The 20944-nt window shown below is 51.5% G+C and carries 21 protein-coding genes, 1 other RNA gene and 1 other annotated feature; of the genes, 12 read left to right on the top strand and 10 right to left on the bottom strand.

Going from position 1 to position 20944, the window contains the following annotated elements; all coding sequences use genetic code 11:
* Positions 1-47 precede the first annotated feature (47 nt).
* The 3 genes from ffs (at position 48) to SK38_RS11785 (ending at position 809) form a co-directional block, all read left to right on the top strand.
* Positions 48-144, top strand: an RNA gene (gene ffs, locus SK38_RS24020) — signal recognition particle sRNA small type.
* 198 nt (positions 145-342) lie between these two features.
* A complete protein-coding gene (locus tag SK38_RS11790) occupies positions 343-594 on the top strand; it encodes a hypothetical protein (protein ID WP_003831029.1) in 252 nt (83 codons plus the stop codon).
* Positions 591-809, top strand: a complete 219-nt coding sequence (locus SK38_RS11785; RefSeq protein ID WP_008783956.1) for a hypothetical protein — start codon at positions 591-593, stop codon at positions 807-809. Before SK38_RS11790 ends, SK38_RS11785 begins: the two co-directional genes overlap by 4 nt.
* A gap of 59 nt (positions 810-868) precedes the next feature.
* On the opposite strand, the gene yczR is transcribed toward SK38_RS11785, so the two are convergent.
* Entirely contained in the window at positions 869-2296 is a 1428-nt protein-coding gene (yczR, locus tag SK38_RS11780) for a MocR-like transcription factor YczR (protein ID WP_048235968.1), read from the bottom strand.
* Between the two features lie 87 nt (positions 2297-2383).
* Between yczR and yczE the strand changes: the two genes are divergently transcribed.
* The gene (gene yczE / locus SK38_RS11775) at positions 2384-3013 is read left to right on the top strand and encodes a membrane protein YczE (RefSeq protein ID WP_048235967.1); all 630 of its coding nucleotides are present in this window, start codon (positions 2384-2386) and stop codon (positions 3011-3013) included.
* 64 nt (positions 3014-3077) lie between these two features.
* Complete coding sequence (locus SK38_RS11770; RefSeq protein WP_008783959.1) at positions 3078-3431, top strand: DUF1428 domain-containing protein; 354 nt, start codon at positions 3078-3080, stop codon at positions 3429-3431.
* 51 nt (positions 3432-3482) lie between these two features.
* Here SK38_RS11770 and SK38_RS11765 read toward each other — a convergent pair whose 3' ends face one another.
* A complete protein-coding gene (locus SK38_RS11765; protein ID WP_048235966.1) occupies positions 3483-5036 on the bottom strand; it encodes an EAL domain-containing protein in 1554 nt (517 codons plus the stop codon).
* 188 nt (positions 5037-5224) lie between these two features.
* On the opposite strand from SK38_RS11765, the gene SK38_RS11760 reads away from it, so the two are divergent.
* Both SK38_RS11760 and ykgO read left to right on the top strand, forming a co-directional pair.
* Positions 5225-5485, top strand: coding sequence for a type B 50S ribosomal protein L31 (locus tag SK38_RS11760; RefSeq protein ID WP_008783961.1), 261 nt, complete (start codon positions 5225-5227; stop codon positions 5483-5485).
* Between the two features lies 1 nt (position 5486).
* Entirely contained in the window at positions 5487-5627 is a 141-nt protein-coding gene (gene ykgO, locus SK38_RS24015; protein WP_005125190.1) for a type B 50S ribosomal protein L36, read from the top strand.
* A 77-nt stretch (positions 5628-5704) separates the two neighbouring features.
* Here ykgO and SK38_RS11755 read toward each other — a convergent pair whose 3' ends face one another.
* From SK38_RS11755 to acrA, 6 genes are all read right to left on the bottom strand, one after another.
* Complete coding sequence (locus SK38_RS11755) at positions 5705-6175, bottom strand: YlaC family protein (RefSeq protein ID WP_020996574.1); 471 nt, start codon at positions 6173-6175, stop codon at positions 5705-5707.
* Between the two features lie 116 nt (positions 6176-6291).
* Positions 6292-6843: a maltose O-acetyltransferase gene (gene maa, locus SK38_RS11750; RefSeq protein WP_008783963.1), complete on the bottom strand. Its 552-nt coding sequence runs from the start codon at positions 6841-6843 to the stop codon at positions 6292-6294.
* Positions 6844-7024: 181 nt separating this feature from the next.
* Positions 7025-7243 (bottom strand): HHA domain-containing protein, encoded by a 219-nt coding sequence (locus SK38_RS11745; protein ID WP_002892050.1) that lies wholly within the window; start codon positions 7241-7243, stop codon positions 7025-7027.
* A gap of 27 nt (positions 7244-7270) precedes the next feature.
* Positions 7271-7645 (bottom strand): Hha toxicity modulator TomB, encoded by a 375-nt coding sequence (tomB, locus tag SK38_RS11740; RefSeq protein WP_003021733.1) that lies wholly within the window; start codon positions 7643-7645, stop codon positions 7271-7273.
* A 488-nt stretch (positions 7646-8133) separates the two neighbouring features.
* Positions 8134-11283 carry an efflux RND transporter permease AcrB gene (gene acrB, locus SK38_RS11735; RefSeq protein WP_008783964.1) on the bottom strand — a complete coding sequence of 1050 codons (3150 nt, stop codon included), beginning with the start codon at positions 11281-11283 and terminating at the stop codon, positions 8134-8136.
* Between the two features lie 22 nt (positions 11284-11305).
* Positions 11306-12499: a multidrug efflux RND transporter periplasmic adaptor subunit AcrA gene (acrA, locus tag SK38_RS11730; protein WP_048235965.1), complete on the bottom strand. Its 1194-nt coding sequence runs from the start codon at positions 12497-12499 to the stop codon at positions 11306-11308.
* Between the two features lie 141 nt (positions 12500-12640).
* Between acrA and acrR the strand changes: the two genes are divergently transcribed.
* Together acrR and mscK are read left to right on the top strand one after the other, a co-directional pair.
* Positions 12641-13291, top strand: coding sequence for a multidrug efflux transporter transcriptional repressor AcrR (gene acrR, locus SK38_RS11725; protein ID WP_048235964.1), 651 nt, complete (start codon positions 12641-12643; stop codon positions 13289-13291).
* 128 nt (positions 13292-13419) lie between these two features.
* Positions 13420-16785, top strand: a complete 3366-nt coding sequence (gene mscK / locus SK38_RS11720; protein WP_048235963.1) for a mechanosensitive channel MscK — start codon at positions 13420-13422, stop codon at positions 16783-16785.
* Between the two features lie 75 nt (positions 16786-16860).
* Here mscK and rsmS read toward each other — a convergent pair whose 3' ends face one another.
* Positions 16861-17022, bottom strand: coding sequence for a pleiotropic regulatory protein RsmS (gene rsmS / locus SK38_RS24010; protein WP_008783967.1), 162 nt, complete (start codon positions 17020-17022; stop codon positions 16861-16863).
* A gap of 14 nt (positions 17023-17036) precedes the next feature.
* A complete protein-coding gene (gene priC, locus SK38_RS11715; protein ID WP_048235962.1) occupies positions 17037-17564 on the bottom strand; it encodes a primosomal replication protein N'' in 528 nt (175 codons plus the stop codon).
* A gap of 69 nt (positions 17565-17633) precedes the next feature.
* Between priC and SK38_RS11710 the strand changes: the two genes are divergently transcribed.
* The 3 genes from SK38_RS11710 (at position 17634) to dnaX (ending at position 20895) form a co-directional block, all read left to right on the top strand.
* The gene (locus SK38_RS11710) at positions 17634-18011 is read left to right on the top strand and encodes a DUF454 family protein (protein ID WP_008783969.1); all 378 of its coding nucleotides are present in this window, start codon (positions 17634-17636) and stop codon (positions 18009-18011) included.
* A gap of 193 nt (positions 18012-18204) precedes the next feature.
* Entirely contained in the window at positions 18205-18756 is a 552-nt protein-coding gene (gene apt, locus SK38_RS11705; RefSeq protein WP_003021759.1) for an adenine phosphoribosyltransferase, read from the top strand.
* A 210-nt stretch (positions 18757-18966) separates the two neighbouring features.
* Complete coding sequence (gene dnaX / locus SK38_RS11700) at positions 18967-20895, top strand: DNA polymerase III subunit gamma/tau (protein ID WP_003831049.1); 1929 nt, start codon at positions 18967-18969, stop codon at positions 20893-20895.
* Positions 20228-20292 (top strand) — a sequence feature (DnaX frameshifting element). (Overlaps the previous gene by 65 nt.)
* Positions 20896-20944: the final 49 nt, after the last annotated feature.

Genomic DNA, 20944 nt, shown 5'->3' with positions numbered 1-20944 from the left:
TGATAATGCGCCTGCGCGTTGGTTAACAACGCTCTCAATGGGGGCTCTGTTGGTTCTCCCGCAACACTACTCTGTTTACCAGGTCAGGTCCGGAAGGAAGCAGCCAAGGCAGATGACGTGTGTGCCGGGATGTAGCTGGCAGGGCCCCCACCCAATTCTGCCGTCCGGCAATTTCCCTTCTTCTTATCTTCTTTTCTTTGTCATCGTATTGTCATTTTATTGTCATCAAATGCTGTCAATGTGTTTCGGGGATGTTATTTGTTGCTTTTGCCGCCGCCATCGCGCTGTAACGACAGGGTCTTACATCCGGTGTGTTTTGGCTGACCACAAGGATTTTCTACGATGTCGACCGCTGTATTGAATGTCAAAATTGATGAGGCGCTAAAAGAAAAGCTTCGCCATTACGCTGAAGTGCATAACGAAAATTTAAGTGTTGCGACGGAAAAACTGCTGCTGATTGCGTTTACCGCCGTTGAAGAGGCAGGAGTCTCCGCTGAGGATATCGATAGCCAGCATACGGAAGAGTCCGTAGTTGAAGCACTGACTCCTAAAGAAATCAAAGCATTGCGCAGACTACTGAAGAAGAAAAAATGAAACAACAACCGCTCTCAACCGCCAGTAATTACGGCGAAGCTTGTGATTTACTACGCTCCGGTTATGTGAAACATGTCCGCCTGAGCTGGAATGTCGGCAGCGACGAGTTCTTCCGTATTGCCTCCGACTGGTGTGATGCTGGGGCAAAAATTAAGAAAGACGGTGAAAATTTCGTGATTTCACTGAAGGGTTTTCCGGTTCCCCCTCAGCGGTAATATCACCAGGACTCTTTCATCCATCCCGGCTTATAAGGGCGAGTCCTTTGACTCGTCGCTTAGATTATTTTGCGTACTTTCCCGCTGCTGGCCTGCAAACGCAGGTTATCCCAAATGGGTTGTAACACCCTGAAGGCGGCACGCGCTGTGTCATCCGGCAACGTGAAAGGCATACGCAAAAAACGATCGAATGCGCCATCAAGCCCAAACCGCGTACCGGTTCCTAATTGAATGCCTACGCTTTCGGCGCGCGTAGCGAATAGCGTTGCCAGCGTATCGGGCAGTTCAACCCAAAAAGAGAGTCCTCCCTGTGGCTGGGTAAACTGCCACTCCGGGAAATGTGCGTTCATCAGACTCGAGCACAGATCGCGCTGCGATGTGAGTAGCCGTCTTCTGTCAGGAAGAAAGTCGGCGGCGTTATCCAGCAGCCAGCTGGTGGCAAGTTGTTCAAGCACCGGGGAGCCTAAATCGAAGGTGTCGCGGGTTTGTACCAGCGCCGCAATGGTTCGCGCCGACGCCCGGATCCAGCCCAGACGTAATCCCCCCCAAAAGCTTTTCCCGGCTGAACCCAATAGAATGATCGGCGCGTCGCGATTGAATGCGGCAAGCGGCGGTGGCGGCGGGGCGTCATACCACAGGTTCACCATCGTCTCATCGACCACCAGGGTAGTGCGGGTTCGTTCGGCAATATCCGCCACGACCTGGCGAGTTGCAGCGTCCATGCAACGCCCGGTCGGATTGTGAAAGTCCGGCATCAGGTAGGCCATTCTCGGTGCGGTTTGCGCGATGGTGGCGACCAGACCCGCGGTATCCCAACCGTGCTCGGGTAGCGACACGCCGACGGGGCGACAGGATGCGCCTTGAATCGCGGCAATCGCCAGGGGATAAGTGGGGTGATCGACCACTACGCGATCGCCGGGGCCGGTGAGCAAACGCAGGATCAGCGCCAGGCCGCTGACTGCACCATTCACGACCATGATTTCATCGGGCTGCGTCGGGAGCCCGCGATCGCAATAATGCTGAGCGATGGACTCACGCAATACCGACAGCCCCTGCGGCAAATACCCGGAGCTCAGCAAATGCTGTGGCATAGCAAACAGCGCCTGCTGGTAAGCCTGATGAATTTCGGGACCGGCACTTAGCGCCGCCGTGGACAAATCAAGCGCTGTGCCGGTGCTGGTCCGGGTTGGCACATGGCGAATATGTTCCGGCAGGATCACCCGTGAGCCGCTACCATGACGGCTTTCCAGATATCCCTCTTCACGCAGTTGCGCCATAGCGCTGGCGACGGTAGTTCGACTTACTTGCAGGACGACGGCGAGCTCGCGTTCACCCGGTAAGCGGCTATCCAGCGCCAGCCGACCATCGAGAATAAGCAGACGTAACGCTTCTGCCAGCTGTCGCCAGATGGGCGTTCGCGAGGGGCTTTCCTGCCAGTGTCCGAGCAGGCGTTGCAAAGACTGACTTCCATAACGGCGAGATGACATAGCAGTCCACTTTTTGAAAACTGGACATTAATCATAGTGCCAATTGCGGTGAAGATGAAAGTTATCCGAGAGTGAGAGGGGAAAAGCATGCTGCGTCGTTTACTTCAGCTGTTTATCGGGCTGACGCTGTACGGTGTGTCGACGGCGATGTTTGTCCGTGCCGATTTAGGGGCCGATCCGTGGAACGTGTTTCACCTGGGTGTAGCCAATTTATTGTCAATGAACATCGGCGTGGTGATTATTGCCGTGGGCGTGTTGGTGCTGCTGGCGTGGATACCGCTGCGCCAGCAACCAGGCTTTGGCACGCTGAGCAACGTGATTATGATCGGGCTGGCGGCAGATGCCGCGCTGCTGGTGATTCCTGGATTTGAATCTCTGCTGGCGCGCAGCGGGCTGCTGGTGTCAGCGGTAATATTGAATGCGTTAGCAACCAGCCTGTACATTGGCGCAGGTTTTGGCGCCGGTCCGCGTGATGGTCTGATGACCGGTATCCACGCGCGTACCGGCTGGCCAGTACGACGAATTCGAACCGCAATCGAAGTGTCGGTGCTGCTTATCGGTTGGCTGCTGGGGGGAACCGTGGGGGTTGGTACGGTGCTGTATGCCTTGGCTATCGGACCGTTGATTCAGCTTTGCCTGCCGTGGTTTCGGCATCAGCCGCAGTCACGTACGCGTATCAGGAATGCACCTGGGGCGCGATCGCCTACTGGCGACTAAACTTAACCTCGACTGACGCGGCCGGAATCGGCTTGCCGCGCAGTACACTTCGGAGGTTTTTCTCATGAAGTATGTTGATGGCTTTGTGGTTGCCGTACCCGCTGAAAACAAGGAGGCGTACATTGCGATGGCGGCAAAAGCAGCTCCGCTTTTCAAGGAGTTCGGTGCATTGCGCGTAGTGGAGTGCTGGGCAGATGATGTCCCCGACGGCAAACTGACCGATTTTCGCATGGCTGTGAAAGCACAGGAGCATGAAGAAGTGGTATTCAGCTGGATTGAATACCCTTCCAAAGAGGTCCGCGATGCGGCGAATCAGAAGATGATGTCCGATCCCCGTATGAAGGAGTTCGGTGAATCTATGCCATTTGATGGCAAGCGAATGATCTACGGTGGATTTGCGCCCATTATGGAAGAGTGATGTGACTGGCTGTGCGGCGTGCCGCCAGCCATCTCAACATCAACAGCAATGTTAAAGCCGTTTTTCTGCCCACAGAATAAATTCCGCCTTCGGCAGCGCTTTGCTGTAAAGCCAGCCCTGACCGTACTGCACGCCATGCTGGCGTAGCCAGGCTTCCTGATTCTCGGTTTCGATACCTTCCGCCACCATCTCCAGCTTCAACGTTTTCGCTATCTCGATAATATGTGGCGTCACGTTGTTGTACTCCAGTGCATCAACGAACGATTTGTCTATCTTCAGGATGTCGACATCCAGATCCTGTAAATAGCTCAGGCTGGAATAGCCGGTGCCAAAATCATCAATATAGATCGAGTGGCCTGCCTGACGGTATTTAGCAATAAACGGCGCGCTGTTTTTCGGGTCGGCAAACTCGCGTTCGGTTAGTTCCAGCGCGATTTGCGTAGGCTTAAGTTGCCAGTGGTTCACTTTCTGACTTAACAGAGCAGGAAGCGTTTCGGAGGCCAGATCGGCTGACTCAAGATTGATGGATATATGCTGGTCTGGATGCTGACGCAGCCATTTACCTAAATCTTCAAATACGCTTTCAATAATCAATCGTGTGAGAGGCTCTGTCAGCCCGGTCTCTTGCGCCAGCGCGACGAAAATTTCTGGCGACAGATAGCTTCCGTCAGCCTGTTGCCAGCGAGCCAGTGCTTCAGCCCCGACGACTTTTCCCGTTTTGAGCGAGATAATCGGTTGGTAGTAGACCTTGATATCCCGATGCTGGATAGCGTCCTGTAATTGGTGATGGGGCGACTGTAAGCGGCGCAAAATGCGCAAAACAAAGGCGGCGGTGAGCAATCCGATAAGAATGCCTGCCGGAAGCCAGATCAGCGCCTGTCGGTGCCAGGTTTTTTGTAACGGCAGGGTAGATGCCCAGGTTACGATCGTGATACCCAGTTCCGGGAAGGGGCGAGCGTTAAAAATATTGCCATCCTTCTGAAAATGGGTAATCGAGCTCTCTTGTTTTACATGCTGTAAAACGTCCGATGGCAGGTTGGCGCTACTGGCAACGACTATGTTGCGCACGGTTCCAATGATAGTGACTTCAATCGGCCATGAGCCAAACGGGATGACGTCAATGAAAGAACCCGGATCGACCATCACAACATAATTTTCACTCCCTAATGCCGCCATAAAACGCTTGATACCTAAATCGTTTTGCGTAGTAAGCCATGCGCGATATCCATCAGGCGTGACTTTCATCGCTGATGGAAACGCGGCGGCCTTACTTCTTTTTTCCAGGGATGAACATTGTGGAACGTTATCTTTGAGGTACAGCACTTCCTGAATATAGCGATAGCTATAGGACAAACGACGCATTTCCAGCAAATGCTCGTCACTGCAAGGCACTCCCTGAAAAGCTTCAATATTGCGTAATGCTTTTTTCGCCTGCTCGCCTACGCGTTCCGTACGTAATGCGACTCGCGTTGAGAACATATCGAGCTCATCGATAAATTTCGTTTCGACCTGACGATGTGCCAGCCACAGGCTTAAACCTACAGGCGCGAGGATGGAAAGGAACAGTACCCCAGTCACCAGGCTTATCAAATGTCGTGTTGTCACAGTGATATCCTTATTTACACAGCGTAGGGAAAGTATATCCGAAACCCCAAAAAGCTATTCGATTGGCATCATATATTTACGGCCATGTATCATCCCGTTTGACTCCCTGTAGCGTAAATCAGGTTGTGGTTTGTGCAAGAGTGGTGTATTTTTATGGTTATGTTATAACGTATCAAATTGAGGTTGCCATGAAACCGGATATTCATCCTTTTTACCGTACCGTAGTGTTTCACGATACCAGTGCCAATGAATTCTTTAAGGTCGGTTCGACCATCAAGACTGAGCGTGAAATTGAGTTTGAGGGGAAAATGTACCCGTACGTGACCCTCGATATCTCTTCTAAATCACATCCGTACTATACCGGGAAACAAAAAACCTTTGATAATGAAGGTAGTGCAGCACGTTTCCAAAAACGTTTTGGTCATTTTATTGGCGTTAAGCGGGGTTAAAATGCAGGTACTCAATTCACTTCGCAGCGCAAAACAGCGCCATCCTGACTGCCAGATAGTAAAACGCAAAGGGCGTTTGTACGTTATCTGCAAAACGAATCCGCGCTTTAAAGCAGTACAGGGGCGTAAAAAAAGACGTTAGTTTCTTTGCCAGCATTTCAGGGATTAAAGTGCGTTACCTTCGCAGGAACGCACTTTTTTATCTGTGCTGAGATGCCGTTACTGGCTGGTCTGGGCGCGGGTAAGCGTAAAGACATCGTAAAACGAGAGTTCGCCTTTGCGCGATATCATCTTTTGCAGCTGTGCTTTATGTTCGCTATCCACGGACGGTGAATGCAGGATAGTATCGATGAGAGAGGAGGGGACAAAGCGAGTGTTGTACCATTCTCCGTTATAGCAAACTCTAAAATCCAGAACGTCGATATCTTCAAAGCGGTATCGTGGCGCAACGTCGAAAAAGAAAAAGCCGTTGAGTACAACGAACAGCACCACCAGCAGCCATACTGAATCGACTAACGTTTCTGACTGTAGCATCACCGCCAACGTGGCAAACCACGCAACATACATGCCGATAAACAGCCCTGGGTGTTTGCGAATAAAGCTGATGCTAAAGCGCGGTTTGTTGTCGCGCTTCTCTCGAATATTTAAATCGTCGATTGTTTCAGTAAGCAGGCGCTGTATTTCTGTCATCTCTTGCCTTCGTGATATCTGCAAAATTCAGGAGGGATCGCCCTATTTTAAAAGGGGATACCCTTTGAAGAAAGTAACAGATTAACCGCAATTTAGCATAACAGTTACATTTAAGATCACAGCGTTTTGATGATCCTTGCGGGATTGCCCCCAACCACGGTGTTTGCCGGGACGCTTTTAGTGACCACTGCGCCTGATGCCACAACCACGTTATCGCCCAGCGTGACGCCGGGATTGATCACTGCACGGCCACCTATCCAGACATTATTGCCGATAGTCACGGGCTTTCCGAACTCCAGGCCACTGTTGCGCTCGGTAGCATCCAGCGGATGGGTCGCGGTATAGATATGAACGCCTGGTGCCAGCATGCAGTTGTCGCCAATATGAATTGGACAAACGTCGAGCATAACGCAGTCGAAATTAGCGTAAAAGTCTTTACCAAGATAGATGTTATAACCGTAATCACAACGGAAAGAGGGTTCAATATAGGCTCCCTCACTCTGACCTAACAGATCGTGCAGGATTGCCTGACGCTCATTTTTTTCATCGGGAGCGGTGAGATTGTAGCGATGGATCAACTGACGAGCGCGTAGTCGGTCACTGCGCAGCATTTCATCTGCCGGGCGATAGTATTCGCCGGCGATCATTTTTTGCTTTTCATTACGCATTACGAATTCCCTGTGTACTGAAGGTTATTTCAGCACAGTAAAACGTAATGCAAACAAGGGGAACGTTCCCGCTCCTTTGCTGTGATCATAGTCACGCGATTTGAATTAAATAACCATTGTAAATACGAAAATGGTCAGCCAGACAACGGTACCGCTATACCTGACTTAACCTTGAGTGCAATTAGCGAATGAATTTCCAAACAGAAGTTGGAATCTTGTCGTAAAGCTTATTCATGGTCAATTCAGCAAGGCGATGATCTGCTGCTGAGTAAAATACAGCCAGTTCGTTGTCGGACAATTCATATTTATTTTTTTCAATAACGCGCTCTAGCGTATCAATTGTCTGGCAACGTCGCAGGCGCATCAAATAATCTGTTTTAGTTAATGGTTTATCGGACATAACTCTTACCTATGATTGTAATAATTTTTAACAAGACAAACTAACAGGATTAGCCCTGGTGGCATTGACAAAACAGCGAAACAGTCGATTACCTGACTTCCGCCATTTCTGCAGATCCTGCGTATTAATACCATAACTGCTGAACAACATAAAAGTGTCATCCAGGTATTCATCTATCTGCGCGATCAGCTTATTGTCCTCATTGTACTTAATTTTATAATTAAGTGCGAAGGTTGCAATATGCTCTATCAGTTCATTGAGCTGCAAGCTGGTTGCAGAGGTAGGGTCATTAACCCAGCCATGGTTACTTTGTTCAAGGTTTGCAAGACAGTCATGATACAGAGTTTCGCAGAGAAATTTAAGCTGCGCGATATCATGTCTTTTGGGTGAGTATTCATCCATAACGCATCCCCTTCTTAGTGGCTTAAACTAACCGAACACCTTTCGGGATGGATACAACAACTACCTGGAACTTGCCCGCGACTCCTGATGATTTAACTATAATCTACTCTAAAAAAGATTTCATCGTCATATCACGAAAAATTACAATTATGTAAAATTATGATGCTAAGTCATTTTTACATTTTAACAGATAAATGCCGCTATTCGAAATGGGACAATTTCTTTATTCTTCGGGCAATCATCGGGTTATCTTGTTTAGGTTTAGCAACGAAAGGCAACAACCGACAATGTGAACCAGTGGATAGGATTAATCTTAATATTTATTAAAGTAAATAAGAACTCTCGCTGTTTTTTTAAGAATAGCCTTTAAGGCTGCAAGGATTATATCGCTTATTTATCCGATAGAAAATAAACGGAATGGCAATAAGTGATTTTTATGATTTTTCCAGAAAAAAGGCCGCTTGCGCGGCCTTATCTTTAGAGATGTATCAATGATGCTCTACTGAGTGGCTATGCTCAATATCTTCATTTTTGCGGCTAAAGCGGCGGCGTACCACCACAAAGAACACCGGAACAAAGAAGATCGCCAACACGGTTGCCGTCACCATCCCGCCCATTACGCCAGTACCAACGGCGTTCTGTGCACCGGAACCTGCGCCGGAGCTGATGACCAGCGGCATTACGCCCAGAATAAAGGCCAGTGACGTCATCAGGATTGGACGTAAACGCATGCGTACTGCGTCCAGCGTCGCCTCTATCAGACCTTTACCTTCTTTATCCATCAAGTCTTTGGCGAATTCGACGATAAGTATCGCGTTCTTCGCCGACAACCCAATGGTTGTGAGCAGGCCTACCTGGAAGTAAACGTCGTTGGTCAGGCCGCGGAACGTTGCTGCCAGCAATGCACCGATAACACCCAGCGGTACAACCAGCATTACGGAGAACGGAATTGACCAGCTCTCGTACAGCGCTGCCAGACACAAGAACACGACGATCAGTGAAATGGCATACAGGGCAGGGGCCTGGTTGCCGGACAGTCGTTCCTGGTAGGACATACCGGTCCAGTCATAACCGATACCGGATGGCAGTTTGCTGGCCAGTTGCTCCATCATGGCCATGGCTTCACCGGTACTTTTACCCGGAGCGGCCTGACCTAAGATTTCCATGGAAGGCAAACCGTTATAGCGTTCCAGACGCGGTGAACCGTATTCCCAACGTGAGGTAGAGAAGGCGGAGAACGGTACCATCTGTCCATCGCTGCCGCGGACATACCAGTTTCCAATATCTTCCGGCAACATACGGTATTTCGCTTCAGACATGACGTAAACTTTCTTCACACGACCACGGTCGATGAAGTCATTCACGTAGCTTCCGCCCCATGCTGCACCCAGCGTTGTATTAATATCACTAATGGAAACGCCCAGAGCCTGCGCTTTTTCCTGATCGATATCGATCTTGAACTGCGGCGTATCTTCCAGACCGTTAGGACGAACACCGACCAACAGATCAGGATGCTTCGCGACTTCACCAAACAGTTGGTTACGCGCCTGAGTCAGCTTCTCATGGCCCAGACCTGCCTGGTCAATCAACTGGAAGTCGAAACCGGTCGCGGTCCCTAACTCCACAATCGCTGGCAGGTTAAAGGCAAAGACCATCGCGTCTTTGATCTGCGAGAATGCGCCCATTGCACGCTGAGTAATCGCTTCAACTTTGTTCTCTTTACCTGGACGTTCACTCCAGTCTTTCAAAGAGACGAATGCGATACCGGTGTTCTGACCACGACCTGCAAAACCGAAGCCGTTAACGGCAAACACCGATTCAACGTTCGCTTTTTCTTTGGTCAGATAGTAATCCGTCATTTCGTCCAGCACCTTCTGGGTACGCTCTTGCGTTGCACCCGCTGGCAGCTGAGCCATAGACAGGAATACCCCCTGGTCTTCGTCTGGCAGGAACGAACTTGGCAGACGAACGAACAGATAGGCCATGCCCACGACGATGATCAGATACAGCGCCAGATAACGACCGGTGCTGCGCAGAATACCGCCTACGCTATCGGTGTAATGGTGCGTACTCTTATCGAACATGCGGTTAAACCAGCCGAAGAAGCCTTTTTTGCCTTCTCCGTGATCGCCTTTAGCAATCGGTTTGAGCATGGTCGCACACAGGGCAGGGGTCAGAATCAATGCCACCAGTACAGACAACGCCATCGCGGAAACAATGGTGATGGAGAACTGACGGTAAATTGCACCGGTAGAACCCCCGAAGAACGCCATTGGGATAAATACCGCTGACAGTACCATCGCGATACCCACCAGTGCGCCCTGAATCTGGCCCATTGATTTACGCGTTGCTTCCTTCGGCGGTAGTCCTTCCTCAGCCATTACACGTTCAACGTTCTCGACCACAACGATGGCGTCATCCACCAGCAGGCCGATGGCGAGCACCATCCCGAACATCGTCAGGGTGTTTATCGAGAAGCCGAAAATCGCAAGGACGGCAAACGTACCCAAGAGCACCACCGGCACGGCGATAGTCGGAATCAGCGTCGCGCGGAAGTTCTGCAGGAACAGATACATTACCAGGAACACGAGGATGATTGCTTCCGCCAGCGTTTTCACTACTTCGTGAATAGAGATTTTCACGAACGGCGTGGTGTCATACGGGTAAACGATCTTCAGACCTGACGGGAAGAACGGTTCCATCTTCTTCAGTTCATCGCGGATAGCGTTTGCTGTATCCAGGGCGTTAGCACCTGTCGCCAGCTTGATACCCAGACCGGATGCCGGTTTACCGTTGAACTTCGCAATGATGTCGTAGTTCTCACCGCCCAGTTCCACTTTCGCCACGTCACGCAGACGAACCTGGGAACCATCCTGATTCACTTTCAGCAGAATTTTGCTGAACTCATCAGCGGAGGTCAGACGGGTTTGCGCGATGATTGACGCGTTAAGCTGCTGGCCTTTCACCGGTGGCGTACCACCTAACTGACCGGCTGCAACCTGGGCGTTCTGCGCTTTGATGGCGCTGATTACATCAACCGGCGTCAGTTGGAAGTTGTTCAGTTTGTTCGGATCCATCCAGATACGCATCGCGTACTGAGAACCGAACAGCTGAACATCACCCACACCTGAAGTACGGCTGATGGCATCCTTCATGTTGGCGCCAACGTAGTCGGAAATATCCTCCTGCGTCATGGTGCCGTTGGTGTTGATAACACCGACAACCATCAGGAAGCTGCTGGATGACTTCTCAACGCTAACCCCTTGTTGCTGTACTTCCTGAGGCAGCAACGGCATGGCCAGCTGCAGTTTGTTCTGCACCTGTACCTGCGCGATATCCGCATCAGTACCAGACTGGAAGGTTAGGGTGATCTGCACGGTACCCGTGGAGTCACTGTTAGAGGACATGTACATCAGGTTATCGATACCGTTCATGTTCTGTTCGATAACCTGCGTAACAGTATCCTGTACTGTTTTGGCATCAGCGCCAGGGTAGGTCGCGGAGATCGTCACTGCTGGCGGTGCAATAGTTGGATATTGCGCTACCGGCAATTTGAGGATCGCGAGCCCCCCTGCCAACATGATGATAATGGCGATCACCCACGCAAATATTGGGCGATCGATAAAGAAATTAGGCATGTCTTAACGGCTCCTGTTTAAGTTAAGACTTGGACTGTTCAGGCTGGCTACCGCTTTGGCCTTGCTGGTTGTTATCAGCGGTGATTTCCTGCGCTTTTACCTGCGCGCCAGGACGTACTTTCTGCAGTCCAGTAACAATCACGCGGTCGCCCGGCTTAAGTCCATCAGTGACTAACCATTTATCGCCAATCGCTTGTGCCGCGACAATTTGACGAGTTTCCACTTTGTTGTCTGCACCGATAACCAATGCACTGGCTTCGCCACGCGGTGTACGGGTAACGCCTTGCTGCGGAACCAGTAATGCCGTTGGGTTAATCCCTTCTTCCAGACGTGCGCGGACGAACATACCCGGCAGTAAGGTGTGATCCGGGTTAGGGAAGATGGCGCGTAACGTAATAGAACCGGTGGTTTGATCAACCGTCACATCAGAAAATTCCAGCGTACCGGACTGCGGGTATTTAATGCCGTCGTTGGTCACCAGTTCGACTTTCGCTTTGCCGTTCTCTTGCTTCAGCGTGCCGTTGGCCAGCTCTTGTTTCAGGCGCAGGAAGTCGTTGCTTGACTGCGTCACGTCCACGTAGATCGGGTCCAACTGTTGAACGGTCGCCAGCGCGGTCGCTTGACCGTTTTGCACCAGAGCACCTTCCGTAACGGATGATTTACCAATGCGGCCGCTGATCGGCGACGTCACTTTGGTATAGGCCAGATTGATGCGTGCAGTTTCTACCGCGGCTTTCGCGGCGACAACGGCGGCGTTTGCCTGCTGTGCGTCTGCCAGCGCGCTATCATAGTCCTGTTGACTGATGTACTTGGTACCCAACAGTTTCTGATAACGTTTAACCGTCAGTTGAGCGATATTTGCTGCGGCTTGTGCTTTGGCCAGATCGCCTTTTGCGCTTTCATAAGCGGCCTGGTAAGTTGCAGGATCAATCTGATAGAGAGATACACCCGCTTCGATATCGCCACCTTCCGTGAAATTACGCTTCAGGATAATACCGCTAACCTGAGGACGAACTTCTGCAATGCGAAACGCACTGGTGCGACCCGGAAGCTCAGTTGTTATCTGTAGAGGTTCAGTTTTGAGCGTAACAACTCCAACCTCTGGCATCTGCTGGCCCCCTTGTTGGGCCTGTTTGTCGTCACATCCTGTTAGCGCTAAGCTGCCTGAGAGCATCAGAACGACTGCCAGAGGCGTTAACCCTCTGTTTTTGTTCATATGTAAACCTCGAGTGTCCGATTTCAAATTGATCAATGGCTTAAAGCCCATAAACCCATTGCTGCGTTTATATTATCGTCGTGCTATGGTACATACATTCACAAATGTATGTAAATCTAACGCCTGTAAATTCACTGACATATGGCACGAAAAACCAAACAACAAGCACAGGAAACACGACAGCATATTCTCGATGTTGCTCTGCATTTGTTTTCGCAACAAGGGGTATCATCCACCTCGCTTGCGGAGATCGCAAAAGCCGCTGGTGTCACGCGCGGCGCAATCTATTGGCATTTCAAAAACAAGTCGGATTTATTCAGTGAAATCTGGGAGCTAGCAAAACCTAACATTGATGAGTTAGAGACTGAGTATCAGGCAAAATTCCCCGACGATCCACTATCAGTATTAAGAGAAATTTTAATTTACGTTCTTGAAGCTACCGTGACAGAAGAACGCCGACGTTTGTTGCTGGAAATTATATTCCACAAATGCGAATTTGTCGGGGAAATGGCCTCTGTTCAGTTAGCTCAACGCCATCTTTGTATTGAAAATTACGATCGTATCGAACAAACATTGCGACACTGTATGGATGCCAATATGCTGCCGGAAAACCTGAACACCCGTCGCGTGGCGGTCTTGTTGCGTAGCTATATTACCGGAATCATAGAAAACTGGTTATTTGCCCCCGACTCGTTTGATCTGAAAAAAGAAGCTCGGGAATACGTGGCTGTGCTGCTGGAGATGTGCCTTATGTGCCCAACTCTGCGGCTTGGCGTGGCGGAAATCCACTAAACGTTTTGGGCCTGTACCAGGAATTCTCCTGGTCGTTTTGCCTGCTGCTATTCTACCGGTCACAGCCGTGATATTCTTGCCGCTTGACTATTTTCGGTCACTTTTCCGGTTCAGAAACGTTCATTCTCATGACTATGTTGCAGCTCTATAAACGTTCACAGCATCTTATTGCTATTACCATTCTTTTCTTCATTCTCTTGCTATCTTGCCAGTCGTCTGCTTTTGCGCGGGCGCAACAGAGTGGTGAACTGCCGACGAAAGCGGATATTCAGAGCCAACTGGACGCACTGAGTAAACAAAAAGATCTCTCCGCGCAGGATAAGCTGGTCCAACAGGATCTCATCGATACCATCGCCACGTTGGATAAAATCGATCGCGTGAAAGATGAGACCGTACAGCTTCGCCAGAAAGTTGCCCAGGCACCGGAGAAAATGCGTCAGGCGACGGATGCGCTGAATTCGCTCAGCGATGTCGATAACGACGATGAAACGCGAAAAACGCTGAGTACACTCTCCTTGCGACAGCTTGAGTCGCGCGTGGCACAGGTTTTGGATGACCTGCAAAGTGCGCAAAACGATCTTGCCGCTTATAACAGCCAACTGGTGTCGCTCCAGACGCAGCCAGAGCGTGTGCAGAATGCGATGTACACCGCGTCGCAGCAAATGCAGCAAATTCGTAATCGACTCGATGGCAACAATGTGGGAGAGGCTGCGTTACGCCCCAGCCAGCAGGTGTTGCTGCAGGCACAGCAGGCGCTGCTGAGTGCGCAGATCGACCAACAGCGTAAGAGCCTCGAAGGTAATACTGTTTTGCAGGATACCTTGCAAAAACAACGTGATTACGTAACAGCTAACAGTAACCGGCTTGAACATCAGCTCCAGCTTCTGCAAGAAGCGGTGAACAGCAAACGACTGACGTTAACCGAAAAGACAGCTCAGGAAGCGGTAACGCCGGATGAAGCCGAGCGTATTCAGTCAAATCCGTTAGTGAAGCAGGAACTGGACGTTAACCATCAGCTAAGTCAGCGTCTGATAGCCGCGACCGAAAACGGCAACAACCTGATGCAGCAGAATATCAAAGTCAAAAACTGGCTTGACCGCGCGCTGCAATCCGAACGCAACATTAAAGAACAGATTGCTGTCCTGAAAGGCAGCCTGCTGCTGTCGCGTATTCTGTATCAGCAACAACAAACGCTGCCGTCGGCGGATGAACTTGCCGATATGACCAACCGGATCGCCGATTTGCGTCTGGAACAGTTTGAGATAAACCAGCAGCGTGATGCGCTATTCCAGAACGATGCGTTTGTCGCCAAACTGGAAGAAGGGCACAGCAACGAAGTGAATGGTGAAGTCCATGATGCCCTGCTGCAGGTTGTGGATATGCGCCGTGAACTGTTGGATCAGCTGAACAAGCAGCTGGGCAACCAGTTGATGATGGCAATTAACCTGCAAATCAATCAACAGCAGCTAATGAGCGTGTCGAAGAACCTGAAAGGGATCCTCACGCAGCAAATCTTCTGGGTTAATAGTAACCGTCCGATGGACTGGGACTGGATCAAAGCCTTCCCACAAACGCTAAAAGACCAGTTTAAGTCGATGAAAATCACGGTGAACTGGGAAAAAGCCTGGCCCGCCGTCTTTATTGCGTTCCTGGCGGGGCTGCCACTACTGCTTATTGCCGGGTTAATCCGCTGGCGTTTGAAATGGTTGAAAGAGTATCAGGCGAAATTAGCCGCCGCAGTAGGGAACCTGCGTAATGACAGTCAGCTCAATACACCAAAAGCGATTCTGATCGATCTGATCCGAGCGTTACCTGCGTGCCTGATTATCCTCGCCTTGGGCCTGATTCTGCTTACCATGCAGTTGAATATCAGCGATCTGCTGTGGGCGTTCAGTAAGAAGATGACAGTCTTCTGGCTGGTGTTTGGTCTGTGCTGGAAGGTGCTGGAAAAAGATGGCGTGGCAATTCGTCATTTTGGTATGCCAGCGAAACAGACAAGCCACTGGCGCCGCCAGATCGTGCGTATTAGCCTGGCGCTGTTACCGCTCAACTTCTGGTCGGTCATTGCTGAGCTGTCGCCGCTTAATTTGATGGATGATGTGCTGGGTCAGGTAGTTATTTTCCTCAACCTGCTGCTGATCGCCTTCCTGGTATGGCCAATGTGTCGTGAAAGCTGGCGCGACAAAGAGTCGCATGGCTTGCGTCTGGTTACCATTACTGTCCTCTCAATTATCCCGATTGCATTAATGGTGCTGACGGCGACAGGGTATTTCTACACCACGTTGCGCCTGGCCGGTCGTTGGATTGAAACGGTCTATCTGGTTATCCTTTGGAACCTGCTGTATCAGACGGTACTGCGTGGATTGAGCGTGGCGGCACGTCGTATCGCCTGGCGCCGTGCCTTAGCGCGTCGTCAGAACCTGGTGAAAGAAGGGGCGGAAGGAGCCGAGCCGCAGGAAGAACCGACCATTGCGCTTGAGCAGGTTAACCAGCAAACGCTGCGTATAACAATGCTGGTGATGGTTGCGCTGTTTGGTATTCTGTTCTGGGCAATTTGGTCCGATCTAATTACCGTGTTCAGTTATCTCGATAGCATTACGCTCTGGCATTACAACGGCACCGAAGCGGGAGCTGCGGTGGTGAAAGACGTCACCATGGGCAGCCTGCTGTTTGCGATTATTGCCTCAATGGTCGCGTGGGCGCTGATCCGTAACTTACCCGGCCTGCTGGAAGTGCTGGTGCTGTCGCGACTGAAGATGCGTCAGGGCGCTTCGTATGCGATCACCACGATCCTTAACTACGCGATCATCGCCATCGGCGCGATGACGGTCTTCGGATCGCTCGGTGTTTCATGGGATAAGCTACAGTGGCTGGCAGCAGCCCTGTCGGTTGGTCTTGGTTTTGGCTTGCAGGAAATCTTCGGTAACTTTGTTTCGGGTCTGATTATTCTGTTTGAACGCCCGGTCCGCATCGGCGATACCGTGACTATCGGTACGTTCTCAGGAACGGTCAGCAAGATCCGTATCCGTGCCACCACTATTACCGACTTCGATCGCAAAGAGGTGATCATCCCGAACAAAGCATTTGTGACGGAGCGTTTGATCAACTGGTCGCTTTCCGATACCACCACGCGTCTGGTGATCCGCATCGGCGTGGCCTACGGTTCGGATCTGGATAAAGTGAAGAAAGTGCTGCTGCAGGCGGCGATGGAACACCCGAAAGTGATGCACGATCCAGAGCCTGCGGTGTTCTTTACCGCCTTCGGTGCCAGCACGCTGGATCATGAACTGCGTTTATACGTGCGTGAACTGCGCGATCGTAGCCACACGGTTGATGAACTGAACCGTGCGGTCGATCGTTTGTGCCGTGAAAACGACATTGATATCGCCTTTAACCAGCTCGAAGTGCACCTGCATAACGCGAAAGGTGATACCGTGACCGAGGTTAAGCGTGACATCATTAAAGGTGATGATCCGACGCCTTCGGTAGGTTAATAGAAAAACTCATCAGGCCTGCGAGCTTCGATTCATTCGTAGGCCTGATAAGTGCAACGCTTTCAGGCATTCCAGCTATATCGCGTTTTTTGAACAAGAGAGCTGTTTCTTTTCGTAATCCCGTTTAACAATCTCCAGCGCCTTCAGTACGGTTTCAGGCGCAACCTGATTTTCCTCAAGTAAAACAATCAAATCGACGGCCAGTTTGACCTCGTCCGGGGCGTTCTCTAATGACATAAATTCTCCGGGGATTAACGGGTTAAACGCGCCAGCACGTTTTCTATTCTTGCCAGAGCATGGCGACAGCGCGCCAGTCGCGCCTCGAATGCTTCTACTTCACGATGCAGTTTTTGCTGTTCTTCAAAGCCGGTAGCCTGAGCCAGGCGCTCTTTGCGTTCACGCGTCATTTCAACCAGACGGCGTTCAAATTCCTGATGTTGGACCCGCTTGCGCTGCCAGCGCGCCAGACCTGGAGAAGCGCTGTCCCACTCTCGAAGGGACCAACTGGCGGTTTCACGTGAAATCGCCTCTAACTGTGAGGCAAGGTGTTCCGCAAGCCAGGTGATTTGTGGGAGTTGTTGCTGCTCAACGGCGCGACGCAGGGCAGTAAGATTATCGTCAGCCTCATCCAGACAGGCCAGCAGCAACGTGCTGCGCGTGTGAAACAGATGCCTGTCAAAGCGGGCGCTAAGCGTTGTGTGGTGCGCCAGCGGGGCGCAATGTTGTCGCAAGCGGTTAAGCTGGTTTTCGAGCGTCTGTAACAGCATGGCGGTTTTCACAACAACACTCCGATGAAAATGAGAACCGTTATGCTAAAGTAGCGATTCTCTGTGTTAAGTACTCATATTATGCAACGCATTATTCTAATCATCATTGGCTGGATAGCGGTAGTGCTAGGTACGCTGGGCGTTGTATTGCCTCTGTTGCCGACGACGCCGTTTATACTGCTGGCTGCCTGGTGTTTTGCCCGCTCATCGCCGCGTTTTCACGACTGGTTGCTTTACCGTTCGTGGTTCGGCGGGTATTTGCGCCACTGGCAAAAACACCGTGCGATGCCGCCGGGAGCAAAACCGCGCGCTATTTTGTTGATCCTGGTGACGTTTGGTATTTCACTGTGGCTGGTCAATATGATGTGGGTACGCGGCCTGCTGCTGGTTATTCTCGCCTGTTTACTGATTTTTATGTGGCGGATCCCGGTGATTGATGAAAAACAACAAAAGCAGTAAAGCGCAATAATCGCTGTTGCAATTGTCTCTCACAGCCAGTAAATTCGACCGTTTTCGAGCACAGGCGCAGGTGGTCAAAGGTTAAGCAAGTGTAACCTTGGCTCTTATATAGACACAAAATCATTCAAGATTCGTCGAGGATGAAGTGTTTAGTGCGCCGTGAAGTAATACTGTATTAATCAGGCACAAACTTATGACCGCGACAGCACAGCAGCTTGAGTTTCTCAAAAATAGCATCAAAAGCATCCACGACTACCCAAAACCGGGCATTCTCTTTCGTGATGTCACCAGTTTACTGGAAGACCCGAAAGCCTACGCCCTCAGCATTGAATTGCTGGTTGAACGCTACAAAAATGCGGGTATCACTAAAGTGGTTGGCACCGAAGCGCGTGGCTTCCTGTTTGGCGCGCCGGTAGCGTTGGGTTTGGGCGTCGGCTTTGTTCCGGTACGCAAACCCCGTAAGCTTCCGCGTGAAGTTATTGCTGAGACCTATGAGCTGGAGTACGGCACCGATCAGCTGGAAATCCACGTTGATGCCATCAAACCTGGCGATAAAGTGCTGGTTGTGGACGACCTGCTGGCAACTGGCGGCACGATTGAAGCGACCGTGAAGCTGATCCGCCGTCTGGGTGGTGAAGTTACCGATGCTGCTTTTATCATTAACCTGTTTGATCTGGGCGGCGAACAGCGTCTGGAAAAACAGGGGCTGACCTGTTATAGCCTGGTTCCATTCCCGGGCCACTAATTTAGGGCTATCTTTTTTGCCATTTTGGCCCCGGTCAGTGCTCGAAATCCTCACGTACTGCGTGTACGCTCCGGTTTCTGTGCGCTGCCCGAAACCAAACTGACTGCAACGATAACGCCCGAATATAACGTGTCAACCTCGCCGTCGCTGCGAGGTTGTGTTAGCATTATCCCCCTGTGAATCCACCCTCCAGCCTTTCAGAGCCTGCCAATGAGTTATCAGGTCTTAGCCCGAAAATGGCGCCCACAAACCTTTGCTGACGTCGTCGGCCAGGAACATGTGCTGACGGCACTGGCGAACGGCTTGTCGTTAGGGCGTATTCATCATGCTTATTTGTTTTCCGGCACCCGTGGCGTCGGGAAAACCTCTATCGCCCGCTTACTGGCGAAGGGATTAAACTGTGAAACCGGTATCACCGCTACGCCGTGCGGCGTGTGCGATAATTGCCGGGAAATCGAGCAGGGGCGTTTTGTCGATCTGATTGAAATCGACGCCGCCTCACGCACCAAAGTCGAAGACACCCGTGACCTGCTGGATAACGTCCAGTATGCGCCTGCGCGCGGTCGCTTCAAGGTCTACTTGATCGACGAAGTGCACATGCTGTCGCGCCACAGTTTTAATGCCTTGCTGAAAACGCTCGAAGAGCCGCCCGCGCACGTTAAGTTCCTGTTGGCGACTACCGATCCGCAGAAGCTGCCGGTGACTATCCTGTCGCGCTGTCTGCAATTCCATCTTAAAGCGTTGGATGTCGAACAGATTCGTCATCAGCTTGAGCATATCCTCAAAGAAGAGCATATCGCCCATGAACCACGTGCACTGCAACTGCTGGCTCGCGCCGCGGACGGCAGCCTTCGTGATGCTCTGAGCCTGACCGATCAGGCGATCGCCAGCGGCGATGGTCAGGTCTCGACCGAGGCGGTCAGCACCATGCTCGGCACGCTGGACGACGACCAGGCGCTCTCGCTCGTTGAAGCGGTTGTGGCTGCGGACGGCGAACGCGTTATGGCGCTGGTAAACGACGCCGCCGCGCGCGGTATCGAATGGGAAGCGCTGCTGGTTGAGATGTCGGCTTTGCTGCATCGTATTGCCATGGTTCAGCTTTCGCCTGCCGCGCTCGGCAGCGATATGGCCGCCATTGAACAGCGTATGCGTGAACTGGCGCGAATTGTTCCGCCAACCGATGTGCAGCTTTACTACCAGACTTTGTTAATCGGCCGCAAAGAACTGCCGTATGCACCGGACAGGCGAATGGGCGTCGAAATGACGCTGCTGCGTGCGCTGGCTTTTCATCCGCGCATGCCGCTCCCGGAACCTGAAGTTCCACGACAGTCGTTTGCCCCGGTCGCACCCACTGCGGTGATGACCCCGACGCAGGTGCAGCAGCAGCCTGCGCCTGCACAACAGCAACAGAATGTGCCGCTCTCCGATGCCACCAGTCAGGTGTTGGCGGCGCGTAGTCAGTTGCAACGCGCTCAGGGAGCAACCAAAGCAAAAAAGAGTGAACCGGCAGCCGCTTCCCGCGCGCGGCCGGTGAATAATGCTGCGCTGGAAAGACTGGCTTCGGTGTCGGAACGTGTTCAGGCGCGTCCGGCGGTCTCTGCGCTGGAAAAAGCACCGGCGAAGAAAGAAGCGTATCGCTGGAAAGCGACCAATCCTGTTGCAGAAGTTAAAGAAGTCGTTGCCACGCCGAAAGCGCTGAAAAAAGCGCTTGAGCATGAAAAAACGCCGGAACTGGCGGCAAAGCTTGCGGCTGAAGCCATTGAACGTGACCCGTGGGCCGCCCAGGTGAGTCAGCTCTCGCTGCCTAAACTGGTGGAGCAGGTAGCGCTTAATGCCTGGAAAGAAGAGAATGGCAACGTAGTTTGCCTGCACCTGCGTTCCACGCAGCGGCACCTAAATTCCAGCGGCGCGCAGCAAAAACTGGCTGAAGCACTGAGTTCCTTAACGGGGTCAACGGTTGAATTGACCATCGTTGAAGATGATAATCCAGCGGTGCGTACGCCGCTGGAGTGGCGTCAGGCCATTTATGAAGAGAAACTCGCGCAGGCGCGTGAGTCGATTATTGCGGATAATAACATCCAGACGCTGCGTCGTTTTTTCGATGCGGAGCTGGACGAAGAGAGTATTCGCCCCATTTGATCGTGAGCCTAATGGTTTGACGGTCGTCATCCCTTAACGTGATTGAGAG

The sequence above is a fragment of the Citrobacter sp. MGH110 genome (assembly GCF_001037515.1).
GTDB classification, from domain to species: domain Bacteria; phylum Pseudomonadota; class Gammaproteobacteria; order Enterobacterales; family Enterobacteriaceae; genus Citrobacter; species Citrobacter portucalensis.
This window is presented reverse-complemented; position numbering and strand designations above follow the sequence as displayed.

Coding starts and splice junctions, on each gene's coding strand:
- SK38_RS11790 (WP_003831029.1), top strand. CDS start 343: ATGTCGACCGCTGTATTGAATGTCAAAATTGATGAGGCGCTAAAAGAA.
- SK38_RS11785 (WP_008783956.1), top strand. CDS start 591: ATGAAACAACAACCGCTCTCAACCGCCAGTAATTACGGCGAAGCTTGT.
- yczR (WP_048235968.1), bottom strand. CDS start 2,296: ATGTCATCTCGCCGTTATGGAAGTCAGTCTTTGCAACGCCTGCTCGGA.
- yczE (WP_048235967.1), top strand. CDS start 2,384: ATGCTGCGTCGTTTACTTCAGCTGTTTATCGGGCTGACGCTGTACGGT.
- SK38_RS11770 (WP_008783959.1), top strand. CDS start 3,078: ATGAAGTATGTTGATGGCTTTGTGGTTGCCGTACCCGCTGAAAACAAG.
- SK38_RS11760 (WP_008783961.1), top strand. CDS start 5,225: ATGAAACCGGATATTCATCCTTTTTACCGTACCGTAGTGTTTCACGAT.
- ykgO (WP_005125190.1), top strand. CDS start 5,487: ATGCAGGTACTCAATTCACTTCGCAGCGCAAAACAGCGCCATCCTGAC.
- SK38_RS11755 (WP_020996574.1), bottom strand. CDS start 6,175: ATGACAGAAATACAGCGCCTGCTTACTGAAACAATCGACGATTTAAAT.
- maa (WP_008783963.1), bottom strand. CDS start 6,843: ATGCGTAATGAAAAGCAAAAAATGATCGCCGGCGAATACTATCGCCCG.
- SK38_RS11745 (WP_002892050.1), bottom strand. CDS start 7,243: ATGTCCGATAAACCATTAACTAAAACAGATTATTTGATGCGCCTGCGA.
- tomB (WP_003021733.1), bottom strand. CDS start 7,645: ATGGATGAATACTCACCCAAAAGACATGATATCGCGCAGCTTAAATTT.
- acrB (WP_008783964.1), bottom strand. CDS start 11,283: ATGCCTAATTTCTTTATCGATCGCCCAATATTTGCGTGGGTGATCGCC.
- acrA (WP_048235965.1), bottom strand. CDS start 12,499: ATGAACAAAAACAGAGGGTTAACGCCTCTGGCAGTCGTTCTGATGCTC.
- acrR (WP_048235964.1), top strand. CDS start 12,641: ATGGCACGAAAAACCAAACAACAAGCACAGGAAACACGACAGCATATT.
- mscK (WP_048235963.1), top strand. CDS start 13,420: ATGACTATGTTGCAGCTCTATAAACGTTCACAGCATCTTATTGCTATT.
- rsmS (WP_008783967.1), bottom strand. CDS start 17,022: ATGTCATTAGAGAACGCCCCGGACGAGGTCAAACTGGCCGTCGATTTG.
- SK38_RS11710 (WP_008783969.1), top strand. CDS start 17,634: ATGCAACGCATTATTCTAATCATCATTGGCTGGATAGCGGTAGTGCTA.
- apt (WP_003021759.1), top strand. CDS start 18,205: ATGACCGCGACAGCACAGCAGCTTGAGTTTCTCAAAAATAGCATCAAA.
- dnaX (WP_003831049.1), top strand. CDS start 18,967: ATGAGTTATCAGGTCTTAGCCCGAAAATGGCGCCCACAAACCTTTGCT.